This window comes from Janthinobacterium sp. GW823-FHT01H08 (assembly GCF_058797855.1).
In genome coordinates this window covers 6,077,017-6,098,642 of the sequence record NZ_CM179504.1, presented here as the reverse complement: position 1 = coordinate 6,098,642, position 21,626 = coordinate 6,077,017, and the positions used below count along the sequence as shown (strand labels likewise).

Below are 21,626 nucleotides of genomic sequence, written 5' to 3'. Positions count from 1 at the left end.
TTCATACTCTTCCTTCTTCGCAGCTGACAAACACAACGCTTTGTCGATAGCGCGAAAGCAGTAACCGAATACAGTTCTTTAACAATTAACAGTCGATAAGTGTGGGCATTTGATGTAAGTGCAGCGTCAATCTTCGGATTGGCGTCTAACTTAAAATATCAAATGTTCACAAGAAATAATGAAATAGGATACTTCTTCGGAAGTAGCCTGTCAGTTTTTTGAGTGAGCGACCCGTCAGCAATGACGGTGCCGGTAAAACGGCAAAGTAACAGAGATTAAACTGAAGAGTTTGATCCTGGCTCAGATTGAACGCTGGCGGCATGCCTTACACATGCAAGTCGAACGGCAGCACGGAGCTTGCTCTGGTGGCGAGTGGCGAACGGGTGAGTAATATATCGGAACGTACCCTGGAGTGGGGGATAACGTAGCGAAAGTTACGCTAATACCGCATACGATCTACGGATGAAAGTGGGGGATCGCAAGACCTCATGCTCGTGGAGCGGCCGATATCTGATTAGCTAGTTGGTAGGGTAAAAGCCTACCAAGGCATCGATCAGTAGCTGGTCTGAGAGGACGACCAGCCACACTGGAACTGAGACACGGTCCAGACTCCTACGGGAGGCAGCAGTGGGGAATTTTGGACAATGGGCGAAAGCCTGATCCAGCAATGCCGCGTGAGTGAAGAAGGCCTTCGGGTTGTAAAGCTCTTTTGTCAGGGAAGAAACGGTGAGAGCTAATATCTCTTGCTAATGACGGTACCTGAAGAATAAGCACCGGCTAACTACGTGCCAGCAGCCGCGGTAATACGTAGGGTGCAAGCGTTAATCGGAATTACTGGGCGTAAAGCGTGCGCAGGCGGTTTTGTAAGTCTGATGTGAAATCCCCGGGCTCAACCTGGGAATTGCATTGGAGACTGCAAGGCTAGAATCTGGCAGAGGGGGGTAGAATTCCACGTGTAGCAGTGAAATGCGTAGATATGTGGAGGAACACCGATGGCGAAGGCAGCCCCCTGGGTCAAGATTGACGCTCATGCACGAAAGCGTGGGGAGCAAACAGGATTAGATACCCTGGTAGTCCACGCCCTAAACGATGTCTACTAGTTGTCGGGTCTTAATTGACTTGGTAACGCAGCTAACGCGTGAAGTAGACCGCCTGGGGAGTACGGTCGCAAGATTAAAACTCAAAGGAATTGACGGGGACCCGCACAAGCGGTGGATGATGTGGATTAATTCGATGCAACGCGAAAAACCTTACCTACCCTTGACATGGCTGGAATCCCCGAGAGATTGGGGAGTGCTCGAAAGAGAACCAGTACACAGGTGCTGCATGGCTGTCGTCAGCTCGTGTCGTGAGATGTTGGGTTAAGTCCCGCAACGAGCGCAACCCTTGTCATTAGTTGCTACGAAAGGGCACTCTAATGAGACTGCCGGTGACAAACCGGAGGAAGGTGGGGATGACGTCAAGTCCTCATGGCCCTTATGGGTAGGGCTTCACACGTCATACAATGGTACATACAGAGCGCCGCCAACCCGCGAGGGGGAGCTAATCGCAGAAAGTGTATCGTAGTCCGGATTGTAGTCTGCAACTCGACTGCATGAAGTTGGAATCGCTAGTAATCGCGGATCAGCATGTCGCGGTGAATACGTTCCCGGGTCTTGTACACACCGCCCGTCACACCATGGGAGCGGGTTTTACCAGAAGTAGGTAGCTTAACCGCAAGGAGGGCGCTTACCACGGTAGGATTCGTGACTGGGGTGAAGTCGTAACAAGGTAGCCGTATCGGAAGGTGCGGCTGGATCACCTCCTTTCTAGAGTTTGCACGAATCATGTAAATGATTCACGCATCAAATGTTCACACTTATCGGCTGTTAGTCAAAGAAGAAACAGTAGTCGTAGAAGTTCCGCGTTGGGGCTGTAGCTCAGCTGGTTAGAGCACCGTGTTGATAACGCGGGGGTCGTTGGTTCGAGTCCAACCAGCCCTACCAGTAAAAGCGTCAAACGAAAGTACAAACCTACTTTCGTTTGGTTGATAGCTAAAAACCACTGGCAAAGCCAGATGATTTTTAGAGGTCAAAGCCACGCAAGACCCATAGGGGGATTAGCTCAGCTGGGAGAGCACCTGCTTTGCAAGCAGGGGGTCGTCGGTTCGATCCCGTCATCCTCCACCAAGTACTTTGAAAGTGCAAACGTAAGCCAGTCAGGTTTAGGTTTGATCTTTTAGCGATCAAAGCTGTTTCGTTCTTTAACAATCTGGAAGAAGTAAAGATTATTTATTGATCGGTTTGCCGTAAAACGCAGATCGATGGGTAATGATTGTATGTATCAACAAACAAGCAACAACGTTGTACTTTCTTATCCCTGTAGCGCTCTTTTCGTTTGAAAGAATGAAGAGGCTAACGTTATAGGGACAAGCGAATAAGTGCACATGGTGGATGCCTTGGCGATTACAGGCGATGAAGGACGTAGTAGCTTGCGATAAGCTGCGGGGAGTGAGCAAACACACTTTGATCCGCAGATTTCCGAATGGGGCAACCCACCCTTTTAGGGTATTGCATACTGAATACATAGGTATGCAAGGCGAACGCGGCGAACTGAAACATCTAAGTAGCTGCAGGAAAAGAAATCAACCGAGATTCCCAAAGTAGCGGCGAGCGAAATGGGAAGAGCCTGTACGTGATAGTCGGACCGATAACAGAATCCTCTGGAAATAGGAGCCATAGCGGGTGATAGCCCCGTATGTGAAATCGGACCGGTGGTACTAAGCGTACGACAAGTAGGGCGGGACACGTGACATCCTGTCTGAATATGGGGGGACCATCCTCCAAGGCTAAATACTCGTAATCGACCGATAGTGAACCAGTACCGTGAGGGAAAGGCGAAAAGAACCCCGGAAGGGGAGTGAAATAGATCCTGAAACCGTGTGCATACAAACAGTAGGAGCGGACTTGTTCCGTGACTGCGTACCTTTTGTATAATGGGTCAGCGACTTACATTCAGTGGCAAGGTTAACCGCATAGGGAAGCCGTAGAGAAATCGAGTCCGAATAGGGCGATCAGTCGCTGGGTGTAGACCCGAAACCAAGTGATCTACTCATGGCCAGGATGAAGGTGCGGTAACACGCCCTGGAGGTCCGAACCCACTAATGTTGAAAAATTAGGGGATGAGCTGTGGGTAGGGGTGAAAGGCTAAACAAACTTGGAAATAGCTGGTTCTCTCCGAAAACTATTTAGGTAGTGCCTCAAGTATCACCATCGGGGGTAGAGCACTGTTATGGCTAGGGGGTCATTGCGACTTACCAAACCATTGCAAACTCCGAATACCGATGAGTGCGAGCTTGGGAGACAGACGTCGGGTGCTAACGTCCGGCGTCAAGAGGGAAACAACCCAGACCGCCAGCTAAGGTCCCAAAGATTGGCTAAGTGGAAAACGAAGTGGGAAGGCTAAAACAGTCAGGATGTTGGCTTAGAAGCAGCCATCATTTAAAGAAAGCGTAATAGCTCACTGATCGAGTCGTCCTGCGCGGAAGATGTAACGGGGCTAAGCCAGTCACCGAAGCTGCGGATATTGTTCTGTGATTTATCACAGATATATATGGTAGGAGAGCGTTCTGTAAGCCTGCGAAGGTGTCTTGTAAAGGATGCTGGAGGTATCAGAAGTGCGAATGCTGACATGAGTAGCGATAATGGGGGTGAAAAGCCTCCACGCCGTAAGCCCAAGGTTTCCTGTTCAACGTTCATCGGAGCAGGGTGAGTCGGCCCCTAAGGCGAGGCAGAGATGCGTAGCTGATGGGAAGCAGGTTAATATTCCTGCACCGTCGTATGATGCGATGGGGGGACGGATCGCGGAAGGTTGTCTGACTGTTGGAATAGTCAGTTTCTGTCTCATAGAAGGCGCTTAGGCAAATCCGGGCGCGGAATTCAAGGGGATGGGACGAGTGAACTTGTTCACGAAGCAATCGGAAGTGGTTCCAAGAAAAGCCTCTAAGCTTCAGTCATACGAGACCGTACCGCAAACCGACACAGGTGGGCGAGATGAGTATTCTAAGGCGCTTGAGAGAACTCGGGAGAAGGAACTCGGCAAATTGGTACCGTAACTTCGGGAAAAGGTACGCCCCGGTAGCTTGACTGGTTTACTCCAGAAGGGTGAAAGGGTTGCAATAAACTGGTGGCTGCGACTGTTTAATAAAAACACAGCACTCTGCAAACACGAAAGTGGACGTATAGGGTGTGACGCCTGCCCGGTGCTGGAAGATTAAATGATGGGGTGCAAGCTCTTGATTGAAGTCCCAGTAAACGGCGGCCGTAACTATAACGGTCCTAAGGTAGCGAAATTCCTTGTCGGGTAAGTTCCGACCTGCACGAATGGCGTAACGATGGCCACACTGTCTCCTCCCGAGACTCAGCGAAGTTGAAATGTTTGTGATGATGCAATCTACCCGCGGCTAGACGGAAAGACCCCATGAACCTTTACTGTAGCTTTGCATTGGACTTTGAACCAATCTGTGTAGGATAGGTGGGAGGCTTTGAAGCGGGGACGCTAGTTCTCGTGGAGCCAACCTTGAAATACCACCCTGGTTTGTTTGAGGTTCTAACCTTGGTCCGTTATCCGGATCGGGGACAGTGCATGGTAGGCAGTTTGACTGGGGCGGTCTCCTCCTAAAGTGTAACGGAGGAGTTCGAAGGTACGCTAGATACGGTCGGACATCGTGTTGATAGTGCAATGGCATAAGCGTGCTTAACTGCGAGACTGACAAGTCGAGCAGGTACGAAAGTAGGACATAGTGATCCGGTGGTTCTGTATGGAAGGGCCATCGCTCAACGGATAAAAGGTACTCTGGGGATAACAGGCTGATTCCTCCCAAGAGTTCATATCGACGGGGGAGTTTGGCACCTCGATGTCGGCTCATCACATCCTGGGGCTGTAGCCGGTCCCAAGGGTATGGCTGTTCGCCATTTAAAGTGGTACGTGAGCTGGGTTTAAAACGTCGTGAGACAGTTTGGTCCCTATCTGCCGTGGGCGTTGGAAATTTGAAGGGGGCTGCTCCTAGTACGAGAGGACCGGAGTGGACGAACCTCTGGTGTACCGGTTGTCACGCCAGTGGCATTGCCGGGTAGCTAAGTTCGGAAGAGATAACCGCTGAAAGCATCTAAGCGGGAAACTTGCCTTGAGATGAGATTTCCCAGAGCCTTGAGCTCTTTGAAGGGTCGTTCGAGACCAGGACGTTGATAGGCTGGGTGTGGAAGTGCAGTAATGCATTAAGCTAACCAGTACTAATTGCCCGTACGGCTTGTCCCTATAACCTTAGCAGGTACAGAGGATAAGACGGTACAACGTTGCGTGTGTGTTGATACTACCATTCATTACCCCGATCTTTGCTTCTTCCAGATTCATGGCTTTGTCGCTCCACTGAGGACAAATGCCGGTACAAGTTATGCCTGATGACCATAGCAAGTTGGTCCCACCCCTTCCCATCCCGAACAGGACCGTGAAACAACTTTGCGCCGATGATAGTGCTGCAACCAGTGTGAAAGTAGGTTATCGTCAGGCTTGTTATTTGAAGCAACAGCCTTTGGCTGTGGTTTCTTGAGAAAAACCCGATCAGCAATGGTCGGGTTTTTTTTCGTCTGGCGGTTTTGCGGGGCGCCGCGGGTGGTTGTCGGCTGACGCTGCGCTAAGCCGACCTACGCCGACCTGCCCGATCCGCCGATTGACGGTCAGTGTGAGGGGGGGCTGACCCCGGCTGTTCAGCAGGCGAAAAAAAGGCAGCGCCGCGCGCTGCCTTTGTCATTTATCACCACATGTTGTGAACGGCGGGCACCGTCATGTTCTCTTCATATTGACACTGTACGATGACGTCCATTCTCATCAAGTAACGTGTGCACCCATGCTGGCCAAGCTTAAACTCGTCAAAACTCCCAAAGGCATCGATAGCATCCTGATGCTGTCGGCCATGCTGATACTCTGGATCGGTAATTACAGCAACCTCGACCTCATGATTGCCGACAGTATGTTCGACGGTGCGCGTGGACAATTTGTCGGCGCTGACAGCGTGTGGGCGCGCAGTTTTCAGATCGGTATGATCTTGCTTGGCGCCGTCATGATCGGGCTGACCGTGTGGGACACCTTGCGTCCGTTGGCCTGGCTTGCTTCGCGTCGCAGCGCCTTGCGCGTGGTGGCGCTGTCGGCTATCTTCGTGCCGCTAAGCATCTATTTGCTCTCTTCCTTCAGCGACGTGCCCTGTCCCACGGATTTGTTGCGTTATGGTGGACTGGAGCCGTACACGCGCCTGTTGGAAACATTGCCAGCCAGCGCATCTGCCATGGCATGCCTGCCTGCTACCCAGGCGAACACTGCCTGGTGGATGCTGGCCTTGCCATTGTTCTGTCTGCCCGGGCGACCACGCACGGCGCTGCTGCTCGCTTGCGTCATGCTGCTGTGCGGTTTGGCGGCAAGCTGGCAGCAACAGTTGCAAGGTACGCAATTCTTTACACACACCTTGTGGTCTGCCTGGATTGCTGCTTTCCTGATCTATCTGCTGCATCATTTGTTCCGGGCCGAGGACGCGTTGGCCTGAAACACGAAAGTACGTCACAATCTGCCTGTCGAGTTGTCGTTTCATACAAAAACAGGAGCACCATGAACGAGCAGATTGCGAGAGAAGTGGTATTGGTCCGTGCTATCGAGACGGCCGACCAGAAAAAAGAAGTCCTCAGCGAGGATGACCGCATGTATGCCAGCCGCAGTGCGCGTGAGCTTGCGCAGTGGCAAGCTTCGGGCAAGCAGGCCGAAGTCACGGGTGACGATTTCCTGCAGCAGCGTTCCGAGCTGATCCTCAAGCGCATCACCGAGCGCACTCCCGCCTTCGCTGCTTTCGCGAAGCGTCGCAACGGCATGAAGACCATGGCGCTGGCCTTGCCCCTGCTGGCTTTGCTGCTGGGCGCCGGACTGGACCGTATAACGGACCCCCATCGCGTCGACTTGCTGTCGGCGCCCTTGCTGCTGATCATCGCCTGGAATGTGCTGGTCTACCTGGGCTTGCTGATCTGGCTATGCATCCCTTCGCACTCGCTCGGCTGGCCGAAAGCGGGGCTGGTGCGCCACCTGAGCGTAGGGCGCCTTGCCTTGCCGCGCAAACTGCCGCACGCCTTGTCTTCGGGCTTGCTCAGTTTCATGGGCGAGTGGGCGCATTTGAGCGCCAAGCTGACGGCCGCGCGCCTGGGCCGTACCATCCACTTGAGCGCTGCCATGTTTGCCATTGGCGCCGTCGCCTCGTTGTATGCGCGCGGTTTTCTGTCGCAATACGCGGCCGGCTGGGAAAGCACGTTTCTGAATGCCGGCCAGGTGCACAGCCTGCTGTCGACCCTGTTTGCGCCGGCCATTGCCCTGTTTCACTTACAAGGTTTTTCGCTGGCGGAAATCGAAGCGCTGCGCTTCCCGCAAACGACGACCGTCGAAGGCGGCGCACGCTGGGTGCATTTGTATGCGGCGACGATTTTCCTGCTGGTGGTCGTCCCCCGCCTGATCCTGGCCCTGGTCAATAATTGGCGCGCCGCGCGCCTGGCCAGGCAGTTTCCGCTGGATCTCGATCAGCCGTATTTCCGCAAGCTTAATGAAAGCATCGGTGTGGCCACGGGCGGCATGCTGCGCGTCTTGCCCTACAGCTTTACTGTCGATGAGGCACGCCACAAGGGTCTGGGGCAAATCGCCCTCATGCTGTTTGGCGAGCAGGGGCGCATGATGCTGCGTCCATCAACGTCGTATGGCGAAGAGCCGCAGGACGTCTTGCGCGACACGGACTTGAACGATCCACAAGTCAATATCACGGCCGTGCTGTTCAATCTGACAGCGACGCCGGAAAAGGAAAATCACGGGGCCTTCCTCGATTACCTGGTGCAATCGTCGGCGCGCGGCATCGCTGTCCTGATCGACGAGTCCAGCTACCTGGAGCGCGCGGGCGAGCAGGCGGATAACGGCGCGCGTCTGGCGGAACGGGTCGCCTTGTGGCAGCAGTTTTGCCAGTTCCATAAAGCCACGGCCACCGTGGTCAATCTGCTCAACCCTGCCTTGCACCCGCTTGATGCCGGTGTCGGCTTGAAAGTATCGGCAACAGCATGAGTGTGAACGTGAATAAAGATGTGCAAGATGACGCGGTGCAGATTCAGTTTGCGCTGATTTCGCACACGAATAATGGCAAGACGACACTCGCGCGTACCCTCGTGGGCGTGGATGTGGGCGAAGTGCGCGACGCTGCCCACGTAACTGTGTTTGCCGAATCGCATACCTTGTTGGCCACACCACAGGGTGATGCTTTGCAATTGTGGGACACGCCCGGCTTTGGCGACTCCGTGCGTCTGCTCAAGCGCCTGGGCCAGTCAGGCAATCCCATCGGCTGGTTTCTGCGTGAAGTGCTGGACCGTTATCGCGACCGCCCGTTTTGGCTCAGCCAGCAGGCGCTGCGCACGGCCAAGGACTCCGCCGACGTGGTGTTGTACCTGGTGAATTCCTCGGAACATCCGAAGGATGCGGGCTACTTGCCGGCGGAAATGAAAATCCTCGCCTGGCTGGATAAGCCTGTGGTGGTCTTGCTCAATCAGATGGGGCCGCCGCGTCCGGGGAATGAGGAACACGGCGAGCAGGCGCGCTGGCGCGAGCATTTGCAGCAGTATCCAATCGTGCGCGATGTCCTGGCGCTCGATGCCTTTGCCCGCTGCTGGGTGCATGAACGCGTGTTTTACGAAGCTGTGGGTAAATTGTTGCCGCAGTCGCAGCAAGCAGGCTATGCGCGTTTGTTTGCTGCCTGGCAAGAGCAGAATACGGCACGTTTCCGGCAGGCGATGCACTTGCTGGCCACGCAACTGGCGGTGGCCGGGCAGGATCGCGAAGCCATCGAGCCCGCCTCTAAGGGGCTGCTGAAATCGGCCTTGCAGGTCGTTGGCATAGGCAAGAACGCAGAGCAGCAACGCCAGGAAAAGGCCATGGCCAGCCTGGTGGCGCGGCTTAATGCGCACAGCGGTATCACCACGCGTGAGCTTTTGATCCTGCACAAACTCGACCCGACCGACGCGCATAAGATCAATAGCCGGATACGGGAGAACTTCGCCGTGCGCGCGCCGATCGACAAGGCGCAAGCCGGGCTATTGGGCGCGATGATTTCCGGTGCGGCGACAGGGCTGTCGGCCGACCTGATTTCCGGCGGCCTGACCCTGGGCACGGGCGCCCTGCTTGGCGGTGTGGTTGGTGCGTTGACGTTTGCGGGCGCAGCCTGGGGCTTTAATTCCGGAACGGACCGCAACGAGCCCACGATGCAATTTACCGATGCCTTCCTGCGCACCTTGGTGGTGGCGGGCGTGCTGCGTTACCTGGCGGTGGCGCACTTTGGCCGTGGCCGCGGCAACTTTGTCGAAAGCGAGGCGCCGGCCTTCTGGCAGGATGAAGTCGAGCAGGCGGTGGCGCGTCATGAGAGCGCATTGGTCGAGTTATGGAAAGAGGTGCGCCGCGCGAAGTCTAATGAACTGGCTGCCGAATGTGTGCAGCCCATCATCACGGCAATCACTGCCGATGTGCTGGCGCGTCTGTACCCGGACGTGACGCAGCAGATGTAAATACGGGCTTCCATCGTCTATTTCCAACAGGGTTTCCTCCATGAGCATACATAAAATCGCCGTCATCGCCGGTGACGGCATTGGCAATGAAGTCATGCCGGAGGGCTTGCGTGTAATTGAAGCGGCCGCCCACCGTTTCAATATCGACCTGCAGTTTACGACGATGGCATGGGCCAATTGCGACTATTACCTGGAACACGGGCAAATGATGCCCTCGGACTGGTTCGCGCAGCTCAAGGATTTCGACGCCATCTATTTTGGCGCCGTGGGCTGGCCGGACAAGGTGCCCGATCATATCTCGCTGTGGGGTTCATTACTGAAGTTCCGGCGTGAATTCGACGAATACGTCAACTTGCGTCCCGTGCGGCTGATGCCGGGCGTGCCATGTCCGCTGGCGAATAAAAAGCCGGGTGATATCGACTTTTATGTGGTGCGTGAAAATACGGAAGGAGAATATTCATCCGTGGGCGGACGCATGTTCGAGGGGACCGAGCGCGAAATGGTGCTGCAGGAATCCGTGTTTACGCGCAAAGGCGTCGACCGCATCCTGAAGTATGCGTTTGAGCTGGCGCAAAGCCGGCCTAAAAAACACCTGACATCGGCGACCAAGTCGAATGGCATTGCCATCAGCATGCCGTATTGGGATGAACGGGTGGAAGCGATGGGCCCGAGCTTTCCCGATGTCTGCTGGGATAAATACCATATCGACATCCTGGCGGCTCGCTTTGTATTGAGTCCCGAACGTTTCGACGTGGTGGTCGCTTCGAATCTGTTTGGCGACATATTGTCTGACCTGGGACCTGCGTGCACGGGAACGATTGCCATCGCACCATCGGCCAATATCAATCCGGAGCGTACATTCCCCTCCGTCTTTGAGCCGGTGCACGGTTCCGCGCCCGATATCTATGGCCAGAATATCGCCAACCCGATCGGCATGATCTGGTCGGGCGCCATGATGCTGGACTTCCTCGGTAATGGCGATGCCAATTACACGGCGGCGCATGACGCGATTGTGCGCGCCATCGAGCGGGTGCTCGAGCATGGTCCGCGTACGCCGGATATGGGCGGCAGCGCCAGTACGACCGATGTGGGCATGGCGGTTGCCGAATTGCTGAAATAAAGCTTGCCGCCTTTGAGTGGCTTTGCTATAGTTCGCCTCCCCAATGAGACGCAGTGGTTTTAGCGAAACAGAGGGAGCCGGATGCAGTAGCAAACGGCAAAAAAGAAGGTTGACGAATTAGTCGAAACGCTTCATACTCTTCCTTCTTCGCAGCTGACAAACACAACGCTTTGTCGATAGCGCGTAAGCAGTAACCGAATACAGTTCTTTAACAATTAACAGTCGATAAGTGTGGGCATTTGATGTAAGTGCAGCGCCAATCTTCGGATTGGCGTCTAACTTAAAATATATCAAATGTTCACAAGAAATAATGAAATAGGCGCTACGAAAGTAGTGGCCTGTCAGTTTTTTGAGTGAGCGACCCGTCAGCAATGACGGTGCCAATAAAATGGCAAAGTAACAGAGATTAAACTGAAGAGTTTGATCCTGGCTCAGATTGAACGCTGGCGGCATGCCTTACACATGCAAGTCGAACGGCAGCACGGAGCTTGCTCTGGTGGCGAGTGGCGAACGGGTGAGTAATATATCGGAACGTACCCTGGAGTGGGGGATAACGTAGCGAAAGTTACGCTAATACCGCATACGATCTACGGATGAAAGTGGGGGATCGCAAGACCTCATGCTCGTGGAGCGGCCGATATCTGATTAGCTAGTTGGTAGGGTAAAAGCCTACCAAGGCATCGATCAGTAGCTGGTCTGAGAGGACGACCAGCCACACTGGAACTGAGACACGGTCCAGACTCCTACGGGAGGCAGCAGTGGGGAATTTTGGACAATGGGCGAAAGCCTGATCCAGCAATGCCGCGTGAGTGAAGAAGGCCTTCGGGTTGTAAAGCTCTTTTGTCAGGGAAGAAACGGTGAGAGCTAATATCTCTTGCTAATGACGGTACCTGAAGAATAAGCACCGGCTAACTACGTGCCAGCAGCCGCGGTAATACGTAGGGTGCAAGCGTTAATCGGAATTACTGGGCGTAAAGCGTGCGCAGGCGGTTTTGTAAGTCTGATGTGAAATCCCCGGGCTCAACCTGGGAATTGCATTGGAGACTGCAAGGCTAGAATCTGGCAGAGGGGGGTAGAATTCCACGTGTAGCAGTGAAATGCGTAGATATGTGGAGGAACACCGATGGCGAAGGCAGCCCCCTGGGTCAAGATTGACGCTCATGCACGAAAGCGTGGGGAGCAAACAGGATTAGATACCCTGGTAGTCCACGCCCTAAACGATGTCTACTAGTTGTCGGGTCTTAATTGACTTGGTAACGCAGCTAACGCGTGAAGTAGACCGCCTGGGGAGTACGGTCGCAAGATTAAAACTCAAAGGAATTGACGGGGACCCGCACAAGCGGTGGATGATGTGGATTAATTCGATGCAACGCGAAAAACCTTACCTACCCTTGACATGGCTGGAATCCCCGAGAGATTGGGGAGTGCTCGAAAGAGAACCAGTACACAGGTGCTGCATGGCTGTCGTCAGCTCGTGTCGTGAGATGTTGGGTTAAGTCCCGCAACGAGCGCAACCCTTGTCATTAGTTGCTACGAAAGGGCACTCTAATGAGACTGCCGGTGACAAACCGGAGGAAGGTGGGGATGACGTCAAGTCCTCATGGCCCTTATGGGTAGGGCTTCACACGTCATACAATGGTACATACAGAGCGCCGCCAACCCGCGAGGGGGAGCTAATCGCAGAAAGTGTATCGTAGTCCGGATTGTAGTCTGCAACTCGACTGCATGAAGTTGGAATCGCTAGTAATCGCGGATCAGCATGTCGCGGTGAATACGTTCCCGGGTCTTGTACACACCGCCCGTCACACCATGGGAGCGGGTTTTACCAGAAGTAGGTAGCTTAACCGTAAGGAGGGCGCTTACCACGGTAGGATTCGTGACTGGGGTGAAGTCGTAACAAGGTAGCCGTATCGGAAGGTGCGGCTGGATCACCTCCTTTCTAGAGTTTGCACGAATCAGGTAACTGGTTCACGCATCAAATGTTCACACTTATCGGCTGTTAGTCAAAGAAGAAACAGTAGTCGTAGAAGTTCCGCGTTGGGGCTGTAGCTCAGCTGGTTAGAGCACCGTGTTGATAACGCGGGGGTCGTTGGTTCGAGTCCAACCAGCCCTACCAGTAAGACCCGAGTCGTAGAAATATCCTGGGGGATTAGCTCAGCTGGGAGAGCACCTGCTTTGCAAGCAGGGGGTCGTCGGTTCGATCCCGTCATCCTCCACCAAGTACTTTGAAAGTGCAAACGTAAGCCGGTCAACAAGACTGTGGTTTAGGTTTGATCTTTTAGCGATCAAAGCTGTTTCGTTCTTTAACAATCTGGAAGAAGTAAAGATTATTTATTGATCGGTTTGCCGTAAAACGCAGATCGATGGGTAATGATTGTATGTATCAACAAACAAGCAACAACGTTGTACTTTCTTATCCCTGTAGCGCTCTTTTCGTTTGAAAGAATGAAGAGGCTAACGTTATAGGGACAAGCGAATAAGTGCACATGGTGGATGCCTTGGCGATTACAGGCGATGAAGGACGTAGTAGCTTGCGATAAGCTGCGGGGAGTGAGCAAACACACTTTGATCCGCAGATTTCCGAATGGGGCAACCCACCCTTTTAGGGTATTGCATACTGAATACATAGGTATGCAAGGCGAACGCGGCGAACTGAAACATCTAAGTAGCTGCAGGAAAAGAAATCAACCGAGATTCCCAAAGTAGCGGCGAGCGAAATGGGAAGAGCCTGTACGTGATAGTCGGACCGATAACAGAATCCTCTGGAAATAGGAGCCATAGCGGGTGATAGCCCCGTATGTGAAATCGGACCGGTGGTACTAAGCGTACGACAAGTAGGGCGGGACACGTGACATCCTGTCTGAATATGGGGGGACCATCCTCCAAGGCTAAATACTCGTAATCGACCGATAGTGAACCAGTACCGTGAGGGAAAGGCGAAAAGAACCCCGGAAGGGGAGTGAAATAGATCCTGAAACCGTGTGCATACAAACAGTAGGAGCGGACTTGTTCCGTGACTGCGTACCTTTTGTATAATGGGTCAGCGACTTACATTCAGTGGCAAGGTTAACCGCATAGGGAAGCCGTAGAGAAATCGAGTCCGAATAGGGCGATCAGTCGCTGGGTGTAGACCCGAAACCAAGTGATCTACTCATGGCCAGGATGAAGGTGCGGTAACACGCCCTGGAGGTCCGAACCCACTAATGTTGAAAAATTAGGGGATGAGCTGTGGGTAGGGGTGAAAGGCTAAACAAACTTGGAAATAGCTGGTTCTCTCCGAAAACTATTTAGGTAGTGCCTCAAGTATCACCATCGGGGGTAGAGCACTGTTATGGCTAGGGGGTCATTGCGACTTACCAAACCATTGCAAACTCCGAATACCGATGAGTGCGAGCTTGGGAGACAGACGTCGGGTGCTAACGTCCGGCGTCAAGAGGGAAACAACCCAGACCGCCAGCTAAGGTCCCAAAGATTGGCTAAGTGGAAAACGAAGTGGGAAGGCTAAAACAGTCAGGATGTTGGCTTAGAAGCAGCCATCATTTAAAGAAAGCGTAATAGCTCACTGATCGAGTCGTCCTGCGCGGAAGATGTAACGGGGCTAAGCCAGTCACCGAAGCTGCGGATATGCGTAAGCATATGGTAGGAGAGCGTTCTGTAAGCCTGCGAAGGTGTCTTGTAAAGGATGCTGGAGGTATCAGAAGTGCGAATGCTGACATGAGTAGCGATAATGGGGGTGAAAAGCCTCCACGCCGTAAGCCCAAGGTTTCCTGTTCAACGTTCATCGGAGCAGGGTGAGTCGGCCCCTAAGGCGAGGCAGAGATGCGTAGCTGATGGGAAGCAGGTTAATATTCCTGCACCGTCGTATGATGCGATGGGGGGACGGATCGCGGAAGGTTGTCTGACTGTTGGAATAGTCAGTTTCTGTCTCATAGAAGGCGCTTAGGCAAATCCGGGCGCAGGATTCAAGGGGATGGGACGAGTGAATTTATTCACGAAGCAATCGGAAGTGGTTCCAAGAAAAGCCTCTAAGCTTCAGTCATACGAGACCGTACCGCAAACCGACACAGGTGGGCGAGATGAGTATTCTAAGGCGCTTGAGAGAACTCGGGAGAAGGAACTCGGCAAATTGGTACCGTAACTTCGGGAAAAGGTACGCCCCGGTAGCTTGACTGGTTTACTCCAGAAGGGTGAAAGGGTTGCAATAAACTGGTGGCTGCGACTGTTTAATAAAAACACAGCACTCTGCAAACACGAAAGTGGACGTATAGGGTGTGACGCCTGCCCGGTGCTGGAAGATTAAATGATGGGGTGCAAGCTCTTGATTGAAGTCCCAGTAAACGGCGGCCGTAACTATAACGGTCCTAAGGTAGCGAAATTCCTTGTCGGGTAAGTTCCGACCTGCACGAATGGCGTAACGATGGCCACACTGTCTCCTCCCGAGACTCAGCGAAGTTGAAATGTTTGTGATGATGCAATCTACCCGCGGCTAGACGGAAAGACCCCATGAACCTTTACTGTAGCTTTGCATTGGACTTTGAACCAATCTGTGTAGGATAGGTGGGAGGCTTTGAAGCGGGGACGCTAGTTCTCGTGGAGCCAACCTTGAAATACCACCCTGGTTTGTTTGAGGTTCTAACCTTGGTCCGTTATCCGGATCGGGGACAGTGCATGGTAGGCAGTTTGACTGGGGCGGTCTCCTCCTAAAGTGTAACGGAGGAGTTCGAAGGTACGCTAGATACGGTCGGACATCGTGTTGATAGTGCAATGGCATAAGCGTGCTTAACTGCGAGACTGACAAGTCGAGCAGGTACGAAAGTAGGACATAGTGATCCGGTGGTTCTGTATGGAAGGGCCATCGCTCAACGGATAAAAGGTACTCTGGGGATAACAGGCTGATTCCTCCCAAGAGTTCATATCGACGGGGGAGTTTGGCACCTCGATGTCGGCTCATCACATCCTGGGGCTGTAGCCGGTCCCAAGGGTATGGCTGTTCGCCATTTAAAGTGGTACGTGAGCTGGGTTTAAAACGTCGTGAGACAGTTTGGTCCCTATCTGCCGTGGGCGTTGGAAATTTGAAGGGGGCTGCTCCTAGTACGAGAGGACCGGAGTGGACGAACCTCTGGTGTACCGGTTGTCACGCCAGTGGCATTGCCGGGTAGCTAAGTTCGGAAGAGATAACCGCTGAAAGCATCTAAGCGGGAAACTTGCCTTGAGATGAGATTTCCCAGAGCCTTGAGCTCTTTGAAGGGTCGTTCGAGACCAGGACGTTGATAGGCTGGGTGTGGAAGTGCAGTAATGCATTAAGCTAACCAGTACTAATTGCCCGTACGGCTTGTCCCTATAACCTTAGCAGGTACAGAGGATAAGACGGTACAACGTTGCGTGTGTGTTGATACACCAATTCATTACCCCCAATCTTTGCTTCTTCCAGATTCATGGCCTTGTCGTCCTACAGGAGACAAACGCCGGTACAAGTTATGCCTGATGACCATAGCAAGTTGGTCCCACCCCTTCCCATCCCGAACAGGACCGTGAAACAACTTTGCGCCGATGATAGTGCTGCAACCAGTGTGAAAGTAGGTTATCGTCAGGCTTGTTATTTGAAGCAACAGCCTTTGGCTGTGGTTTCTTGAGAAAAACCCGATCAGCAATGGTCGGGTTTTTTTTCGTCTGTGCTTTTGTGTCGGTGGCTGTCGGCTTACGCGCGCGGCGCTAAGCCGACCTACGCCGACCCCCATGGCGACAGCACAAGCTCCTGAGTTTGCGGCATGGAGGGTCTGACCCCGGCTGTTCATCAGCTGCCAATGCAACAGACGAAAAAAAGGCAGCGCTGCGCGCTGCCTTTGTCATTTATCAAACCAATTAAAAGTGATAAGCGACTTTGACGTTCATGTAATTGACGCCGCTGTTCGGTTTCTTGTAGCCGCCGTTCGAGAAATGCTGGATTTTCGCAGCGACTTCCCATTTGTTATTGAAGACATACCCGATGCCGATATGGTCGCCGAACTGGAAGTGGGTCGACAGGCGGTTATCGTCGTTATCGTACAGCTTGGACAGCATGTGCACGCCAATGCCGCCTTCCGCGTAGAAGCCCAGCTTGTTAGTGTTTTCAAAGCGGAAGACAGGGGTAAAGCCCAGGTCCCACAGTTTTTGATGCTGGCCAGGGACGTTGCGATAGCTCTTGCCATCCCAGCCGCCGATGCTGGCATCCCAGTAACCGCTCAGCTGCGTGCCATTCGATACAAACCAGGCTTTATCCCAGTTCGAGGTCACACCAGCACGCAACATCTGCACTTTGACGCCCTTGGCATATTCGCCGTAGACGGAGTCGATCAGTTTGTCGTCGGCGGCAAAGCCGGCGTTGGCCGCCATCAGCGCGGTAACGGCGGCGATGGATTTGAGGAGATTCTTCTTGAAGAACATAGAGGCTTTCATCGTAAAATTGGCCGTTAGGCTTGTCTTGTTTGTACAGGCACCTTGCTTTGCATGCCGCTCTCGCCACTTGTTGATCTCAGGGGTTCAATTGACATTCTCTACAAAAATCGCATTTCTTGGTATCGGTCTGATGGGGGATCCGATGGTCCGGTGCCTGCTACGCGCTGGATATTCTGTCACAATTTGGAATCGCACGCACAGCAAGGCCGAAGTCCTGCGTGCGGCAGGGGCGCAGCCGGCCGTTTCCGTGGCTGAGGCGGTCAATGGCGCGGACGTGGTCATCTCGATGCTGGAAGCCGGTCCCATCGTGGCGCAGGTGCTGCAAGAAGCGCTGCCGGCCCTGGCAACTGGCGCGATCTGGATCGACATGAGCTCCACCAGACAATCAGAAGCCCAGCAATTCCATGCCACTGTGCACGCCGCTGGCCATGGCTTCATCGATGCGCCCGTGTCGGGCGGCGTCGGCGGAGCGCAGGCGGGTACCCTGGCCATCATGGCCGGCGCCAGTGCCAGCGATTACGCGCGGGTTGAATCGATTCTGGCGGCCATGGGGCGCCCGACTCTGGTGGGGCCGGCCGGCAGCGGCCAGGTTGCCAAGCTGTGCAATCAGCTGATCGTCGGCGCGACATTGACTATCGTGGCGGAAGCCTTGCTGCTGGCCCAGGCGGCCGGCGCCGATGCGAGCGCCGTACGCGCCGCTATTCGTGGCGGTTTTGCCGAGAGCAAGATTTTGGAGGTGCATGGCCAGCGCATGCTGGAGCGCAACTTTGTTGCCGGTGGCCAGGTGAAGAGCCAGATCAAGGATATGCACAACATCCTCGCCGCGGCCGAGGCGGCCCACGTCACCTTGCCGGTGACGCAACTGGTGACGCAGCGCTATGAAACCCTCGCCACCAGCCACCCGACGGCAGACCATGCGGCGGCCTTGCTGGCCCTGGAAGCGTTGAATCCGGGTCAGCGTTTGGGCACTGGTCCGGATAAGCTGAGCTGAATCAAGCGACGGGCAGGCTCGCTTCGGCCAGCTTGACCCAGAAACTGGCGCCGATCGGCAGCAGATTGTCGTTGAAGTCGTAGCTGCCATTGTGCAAGACGCACGGTCCCAGGCCGTGGCCGCCATCGCGGTGCTCGCCATCGCCATTGCCGATAAAGATGTAGCAGCCGGCCTTTTCCTGCAGGAAAAACGCGAAATCTTCCGCGCCCATCGTTGGTTCGACATTCGCGTTGACCTTGTCCGCGCCCACTACGCTTTTCATCACGTCGACGGCAAACGCCGTTTCCTTCGCATGGTTGACCAGCGGCGGATAGTTGCGCTTGAAGTGGAACTCGACTTCGGCGCCAAATGCGGCGGCCGTGTGCACGGCGATGTCGCGCATGCGCTCTTCGATCAGGTCCAGCACGGGCGTGGTAAAGGTGCGCACGGTGCCGACCAGGCTCGCGTCATCGGGAATCACATTGGTGGCGCTGCCCGCATGGATTTGCGTGATCGACAGCACGGCCGTGTCGAGCGGACTCTTGTTGCGCGTGATGACGGTTTGCCAGCTTTGCGCGATTTGCACGGCCACCATGACGGGATCGATGCCCTTGTGGGGCTGGGCCGCATGCGCGCCCTTGCCCTTGACGGTGACGTGGAATTCATTGCTGGACGCCATCATCGGGCCTTCCACCACGCTCAGGGTGCCCGTTTCCGCACCCGGCCAGTTGTGCATGCCGTAGATGGCATCCATGGGAAAGCGGGTAAACAAGCCGTCTGCTATCATTTCGCGCGCGCCGGCACCGCCTTCTTCCGCCGGCTGGAAGACGAGGTAGACCGTGCCATCGAAGTTGCGGTGCTGCGCCAGGTAATGGGCGGCACCCAGCAACATGGCCGTGTGGCCGTCGTGGCCGCAGGCGTGCATCTTGCCCGGGTGGCGCGAGGCATGCTCGAAGGTATTCATTTCCTGCATGGGCAAGGCATCCATGTCCGCGCGCAGGCCGATGGCGCGTGTCGACGTACCATTTTTGATGATGCCGACCACGCCAGTGCGGCCCAGGCCGCGCACCACGGGAATGCCCCATTCCGTCAGTTTGGCGGCGACTACGTCCGAGGTGCGCTGTTCTTCGTAGCACAGCTCGGGGTGCGCATGCAGGTCGCGGCGGATACCTTGCAGTTCGGATTGAAACGCCAAGATCGGATCAACTAGTTTCATGGGACTCTCCTGTGGATGCTGGCACGCAGCAATGTATGGCGCGCCGGACCGCGCTTGTTTGATCAAAAACAGACGCGGCTAATAATGCATTGTAGCCCTTGTTTGCGGGGTAAATCCAGCGCACGGACCAGCTTGCCCTGACGCCAACAGCAAGCGCGCGGAATGGTTTACAGTATCGCCTTCCCCCAACGTTTTTGGATTACCCGATGACCACCACCCAAGTGCGCGCCGCCTGCCCGCTCGATTGCCCCGATACCTGCGCCTTGCTGGTCACCGTGACCGATGGCGTGGCCACCGCCGTCAAGGGCGATCCCGACCACCCGACCACGGCTGGCGTGCTGTGCACCAAGGTATCGCGCTTCACGGAACGCACCTACCATGCGGACCGGCTGCTGCATCCGCTGCGCCGCGTGGGCAAGAAGGGGGAAGGCAAGTTCGAGCGCATCAGCTGGGAAGAAGCATTGCAGACCATCGCCGCCCGCCTGAAACCGATCGTCGCGCGCGATCCGCAGGCGATCTTGCCGTACAGCTACTGCGGCACCATGGGCCTGGTGCAGGGCGAATCGATGTCTTCGCGTTTCTTCAACCAGCTCGGCGCTTCCCTGCTGGACCGCACCATCTGCGCCTCGGCCGGCGCCACGGGCTACCGCTACACGGTGGGCGCCAGCATCGGTACGGACCTGGAGCAGTTCCAGAACGCGAAATTGATCATCATCTGGGGCGGCAATCCCATCGCCTCGAACCTGCACTTCTGGATGCGCGCGCAAGAGGCCAAGCGCAACGGCGCCACCCTGATCGCCATCGACCCTTACCGTTCGCTGACGGCAGAAAAATGCCATCAGCATATCGCTTTGCTGCCGGGCACCGATGCGGCCCTGGCGCTGGGTTTGATGCATGTCTTGATCACCGAAGACCTGGTCGACCATGATTACATCGAACGCTACACGGTCGGCTACGATGCCTTGAAACAGCGCGCTTTGGCGTGGCCGCCCGAGCGCGCGGCCGAGGTGTGCGGCATCACGGCCACGGAAGTGGTGGAACTGGCGCGCCTGTACGGCCATGCTTGCCGTTCCGGCGAGGGCGCCGCCATCCGTGCCAACTATGGCGTGCAGCGCGTGCATGGCGGCGGCATGGCCGTGCGCAATATCGCCTGCCTGCCGGCCCTGACGGGTGCCTGGCGCCATCCGGCCGGCGGCATGCAGCTGTCGAGCTCGGGTTCCTTCCCCGTCAACCGCAAGGCCTTGCAGCGCCCCGACTTATTGAAAGGCACGCCGCGCACCATCAACATGAGCACCATCGGCGACGATCTGCTGAAAACCACGTCGCCCGAGTTCGGCCCGCAAGTCGAGGCCGTGATCGTCTACAACTCGAATCCGCTGGCGGTGGCGCCCGATTCGTCGAAAGTGGCGCAGGGTTTTGCCCGCGAAGATTTGTTTACGGTCGTGCTCGAGCACTTCCAGACCGATACCGTCGATTACGCCGACATCGTGCTGCCCGCCACCACGCAGCTGGAACACGTCGATGCGCATTCCACCTACGGCCATTTGTACATGATGGCGAACAATGCGGCCGTGGCGCCGCTGGGCGAAGCGAAGGCGAATACGGAAATCTTCCGCCTGCTGGCGCAACACATGGGCTTTGATGACCCGTGCTTCCAGGAAAGCGACGATGCGCTGGCGGCCAAGGCCTTCGATGCGACGGATGCCCGTGCCGTGCATTTCGACTGGGAATCGCTGAAACGCACGGGCTGGCAAAAGCTGGCCATGCCCGAGGCGCCCTTTGCCGAGGGTGGTTTCCCCACGCCATCGGGCAAGTGCGAGTTGTATTCCAGCGCCATGGCGCAGGCGGGACTCGATCCCTTGCCGACCTACATTGCGCCGCACGAATCGCCAGCGAGCAATCCCGCGCTGGCGGCGCGTTTCCCGCTGGCCATGATTTCGCCGCCGGCGCGCAACTTCCTCAATTCCACTTTTGTGAACGTGAAAAGCCTGCGCGCGGCCGAGGGCGAGCCGCACCTCGACATCCACCCGGACGATTGTGCCGCGCGCGGCATCGCGGCCGGCGACATGGTGCGCATCTTCAATGACCGTGGCAGCTTTGTCGCCAAGGCCAGGGTCACGGACAAGGCGAGACGTGGCCTGGTGGTGGGCTTGTCCGTGTGGTGGAAAAAGCTCGCCAGCGACGGCAAGAACGCCAATGAAGTGACGAGCCAGCGCCTGACGGACATGGGCCGCGCACCCACCTTTTATGACACGCTGGTCGAAGTGGAAAAGGTTGCCTGAC

Annotated in this window: 8 protein-coding genes, 4 tRNA genes and 6 rRNA genes; 16 read left to right on the top strand and 2 right to left on the bottom strand. The window is 55.4% G+C overall.

Annotated features, from left to right (window positions below; translation table 11 throughout):
* The first annotated feature begins 277 nt into the window (after positions 1 to 277).
* From AC3RCG_RS27435 to rrf (AC3RCG_RS27370), 14 genes are all read left to right on the top strand, one after another.
* A 16S ribosomal RNA gene (locus tag AC3RCG_RS27435) occupies positions 278 to 1,808 on the top strand.
* Between the two features lie 100 nt (positions 1,809 to 1,908).
* Positions 1,909 to 1,985 (top strand) — tRNA-Ile (locus AC3RCG_RS27430).
* Positions 1,986 to 2,092: 107 nt separating this feature from the next.
* Positions 2,093 to 2,168: transfer RNA gene (locus AC3RCG_RS27425), tRNA-Ala, on the top strand.
* Positions 2,169 to 2,405: 237 nt separating this feature from the next.
* Positions 2,406 to 5,295 (top strand): 23S ribosomal RNA (locus tag AC3RCG_RS27420).
* Positions 5,296 to 5,434: 139 nt separating this feature from the next.
* Positions 5,435 to 5,547, top strand: a 5S ribosomal RNA gene (rrf, locus tag AC3RCG_RS27415).
* The 16S, 23S and 5S rRNA genes sit together here with 2 tRNA genes alongside, the layout of an rRNA operon.
* Positions 5,548 to 5,884: 337 nt before the next feature.
* A complete protein-coding gene (locus AC3RCG_RS27410) occupies positions 5,885 to 6,574 on the top strand; it encodes a phosphatase PAP2 family protein (RefSeq protein ID WP_492405695.1) in 690 nt (229 codons plus the stop codon).
* Between the two features lie 62 nt (positions 6,575 to 6,636).
* Positions 6,637 to 8,115, top strand: coding sequence for a DUF2868 domain-containing protein (locus AC3RCG_RS27405; RefSeq protein ID WP_492405693.1), 1,479 nt, complete (start codon positions 6,637 to 6,639; stop codon positions 8,113 to 8,115).
* Positions 8,112 to 9,602: a DUF3482 domain-containing protein gene (locus AC3RCG_RS27400; RefSeq protein WP_070223770.1), complete on the top strand. Its 1,491-nt coding sequence runs from the start codon at positions 8,112 to 8,114 to the stop codon at positions 9,600 to 9,602. The genes AC3RCG_RS27405 and AC3RCG_RS27400 overlap by 4 nt, the downstream gene beginning before the upstream one ends.
* Positions 9,603 to 9,642: 40 nt before the next feature.
* Positions 9,643 to 10,722, top strand: coding sequence for a tartrate dehydrogenase (locus tag AC3RCG_RS27395; protein ID WP_492405691.1), 1,080 nt, complete (start codon positions 9,643 to 9,645; stop codon positions 10,720 to 10,722).
* A 408-nt stretch (positions 10,723 to 11,130) separates the two neighbouring features.
* A 16S ribosomal RNA gene (locus AC3RCG_RS27390) occupies positions 11,131 to 12,661 on the top strand.
* Between the two features lie 100 nt (positions 12,662 to 12,761).
* Positions 12,762 to 12,838: transfer RNA gene (locus tag AC3RCG_RS27385), tRNA-Ile, on the top strand.
* A 27-nt stretch (positions 12,839 to 12,865) separates the two neighbouring features.
* Positions 12,866 to 12,941 (top strand) — tRNA-Ala (locus AC3RCG_RS27380).
* A 247-nt stretch (positions 12,942 to 13,188) separates the two neighbouring features.
* Positions 13,189 to 16,062 (top strand): 23S ribosomal RNA (locus AC3RCG_RS27375).
* 140 nt (positions 16,063 to 16,202) lie between these two features.
* Positions 16,203 to 16,315 (top strand): 5S ribosomal RNA (rrf, locus tag AC3RCG_RS27370).
* Between the two features lie 269 nt (positions 16,316 to 16,584).
* On the opposite strand, the gene AC3RCG_RS27365 is transcribed toward rrf (AC3RCG_RS27370), so the two are convergent.
* Positions 16,585 to 17,157, bottom strand: coding sequence for an acyloxyacyl hydrolase (locus tag AC3RCG_RS27365; RefSeq protein ID WP_227742064.1), 573 nt, complete (start codon positions 17,155 to 17,157; stop codon positions 16,585 to 16,587).
* Between the two features lie 88 nt (positions 17,158 to 17,245).
* Between AC3RCG_RS27365 and AC3RCG_RS27360 the strand changes: the two genes are divergently transcribed.
* Entirely contained in the window at positions 17,246 to 18,148 is a 903-nt protein-coding gene (locus AC3RCG_RS27360; protein WP_492402358.1) for an NAD(P)-dependent oxidoreductase, read from the top strand.
* A gap of 1 nt (position 18,149) precedes the next feature.
* On the opposite strand, the gene AC3RCG_RS27355 is transcribed toward AC3RCG_RS27360, so the two are convergent.
* Complete coding sequence (locus tag AC3RCG_RS27355; RefSeq protein ID WP_070311541.1) at positions 18,150 to 19,343, bottom strand: M20 aminoacylase family protein; 1,194 nt, start codon at positions 19,341 to 19,343, stop codon at positions 18,150 to 18,152.
* Between the two features lie 206 nt (positions 19,344 to 19,549).
* Here AC3RCG_RS27355 and AC3RCG_RS27350 point away from each other — a divergent pair, with 206 nt between their 5' ends.
* Positions 19,550 to 21,625, top strand: a complete 2,076-nt coding sequence (locus AC3RCG_RS27350; protein WP_492402075.1) for a molybdopterin-containing oxidoreductase family protein — start codon at positions 19,550 to 19,552, stop codon at positions 21,623 to 21,625.
* The last annotated feature ends 1 nt before the right edge of the window (position 21,626 follow it).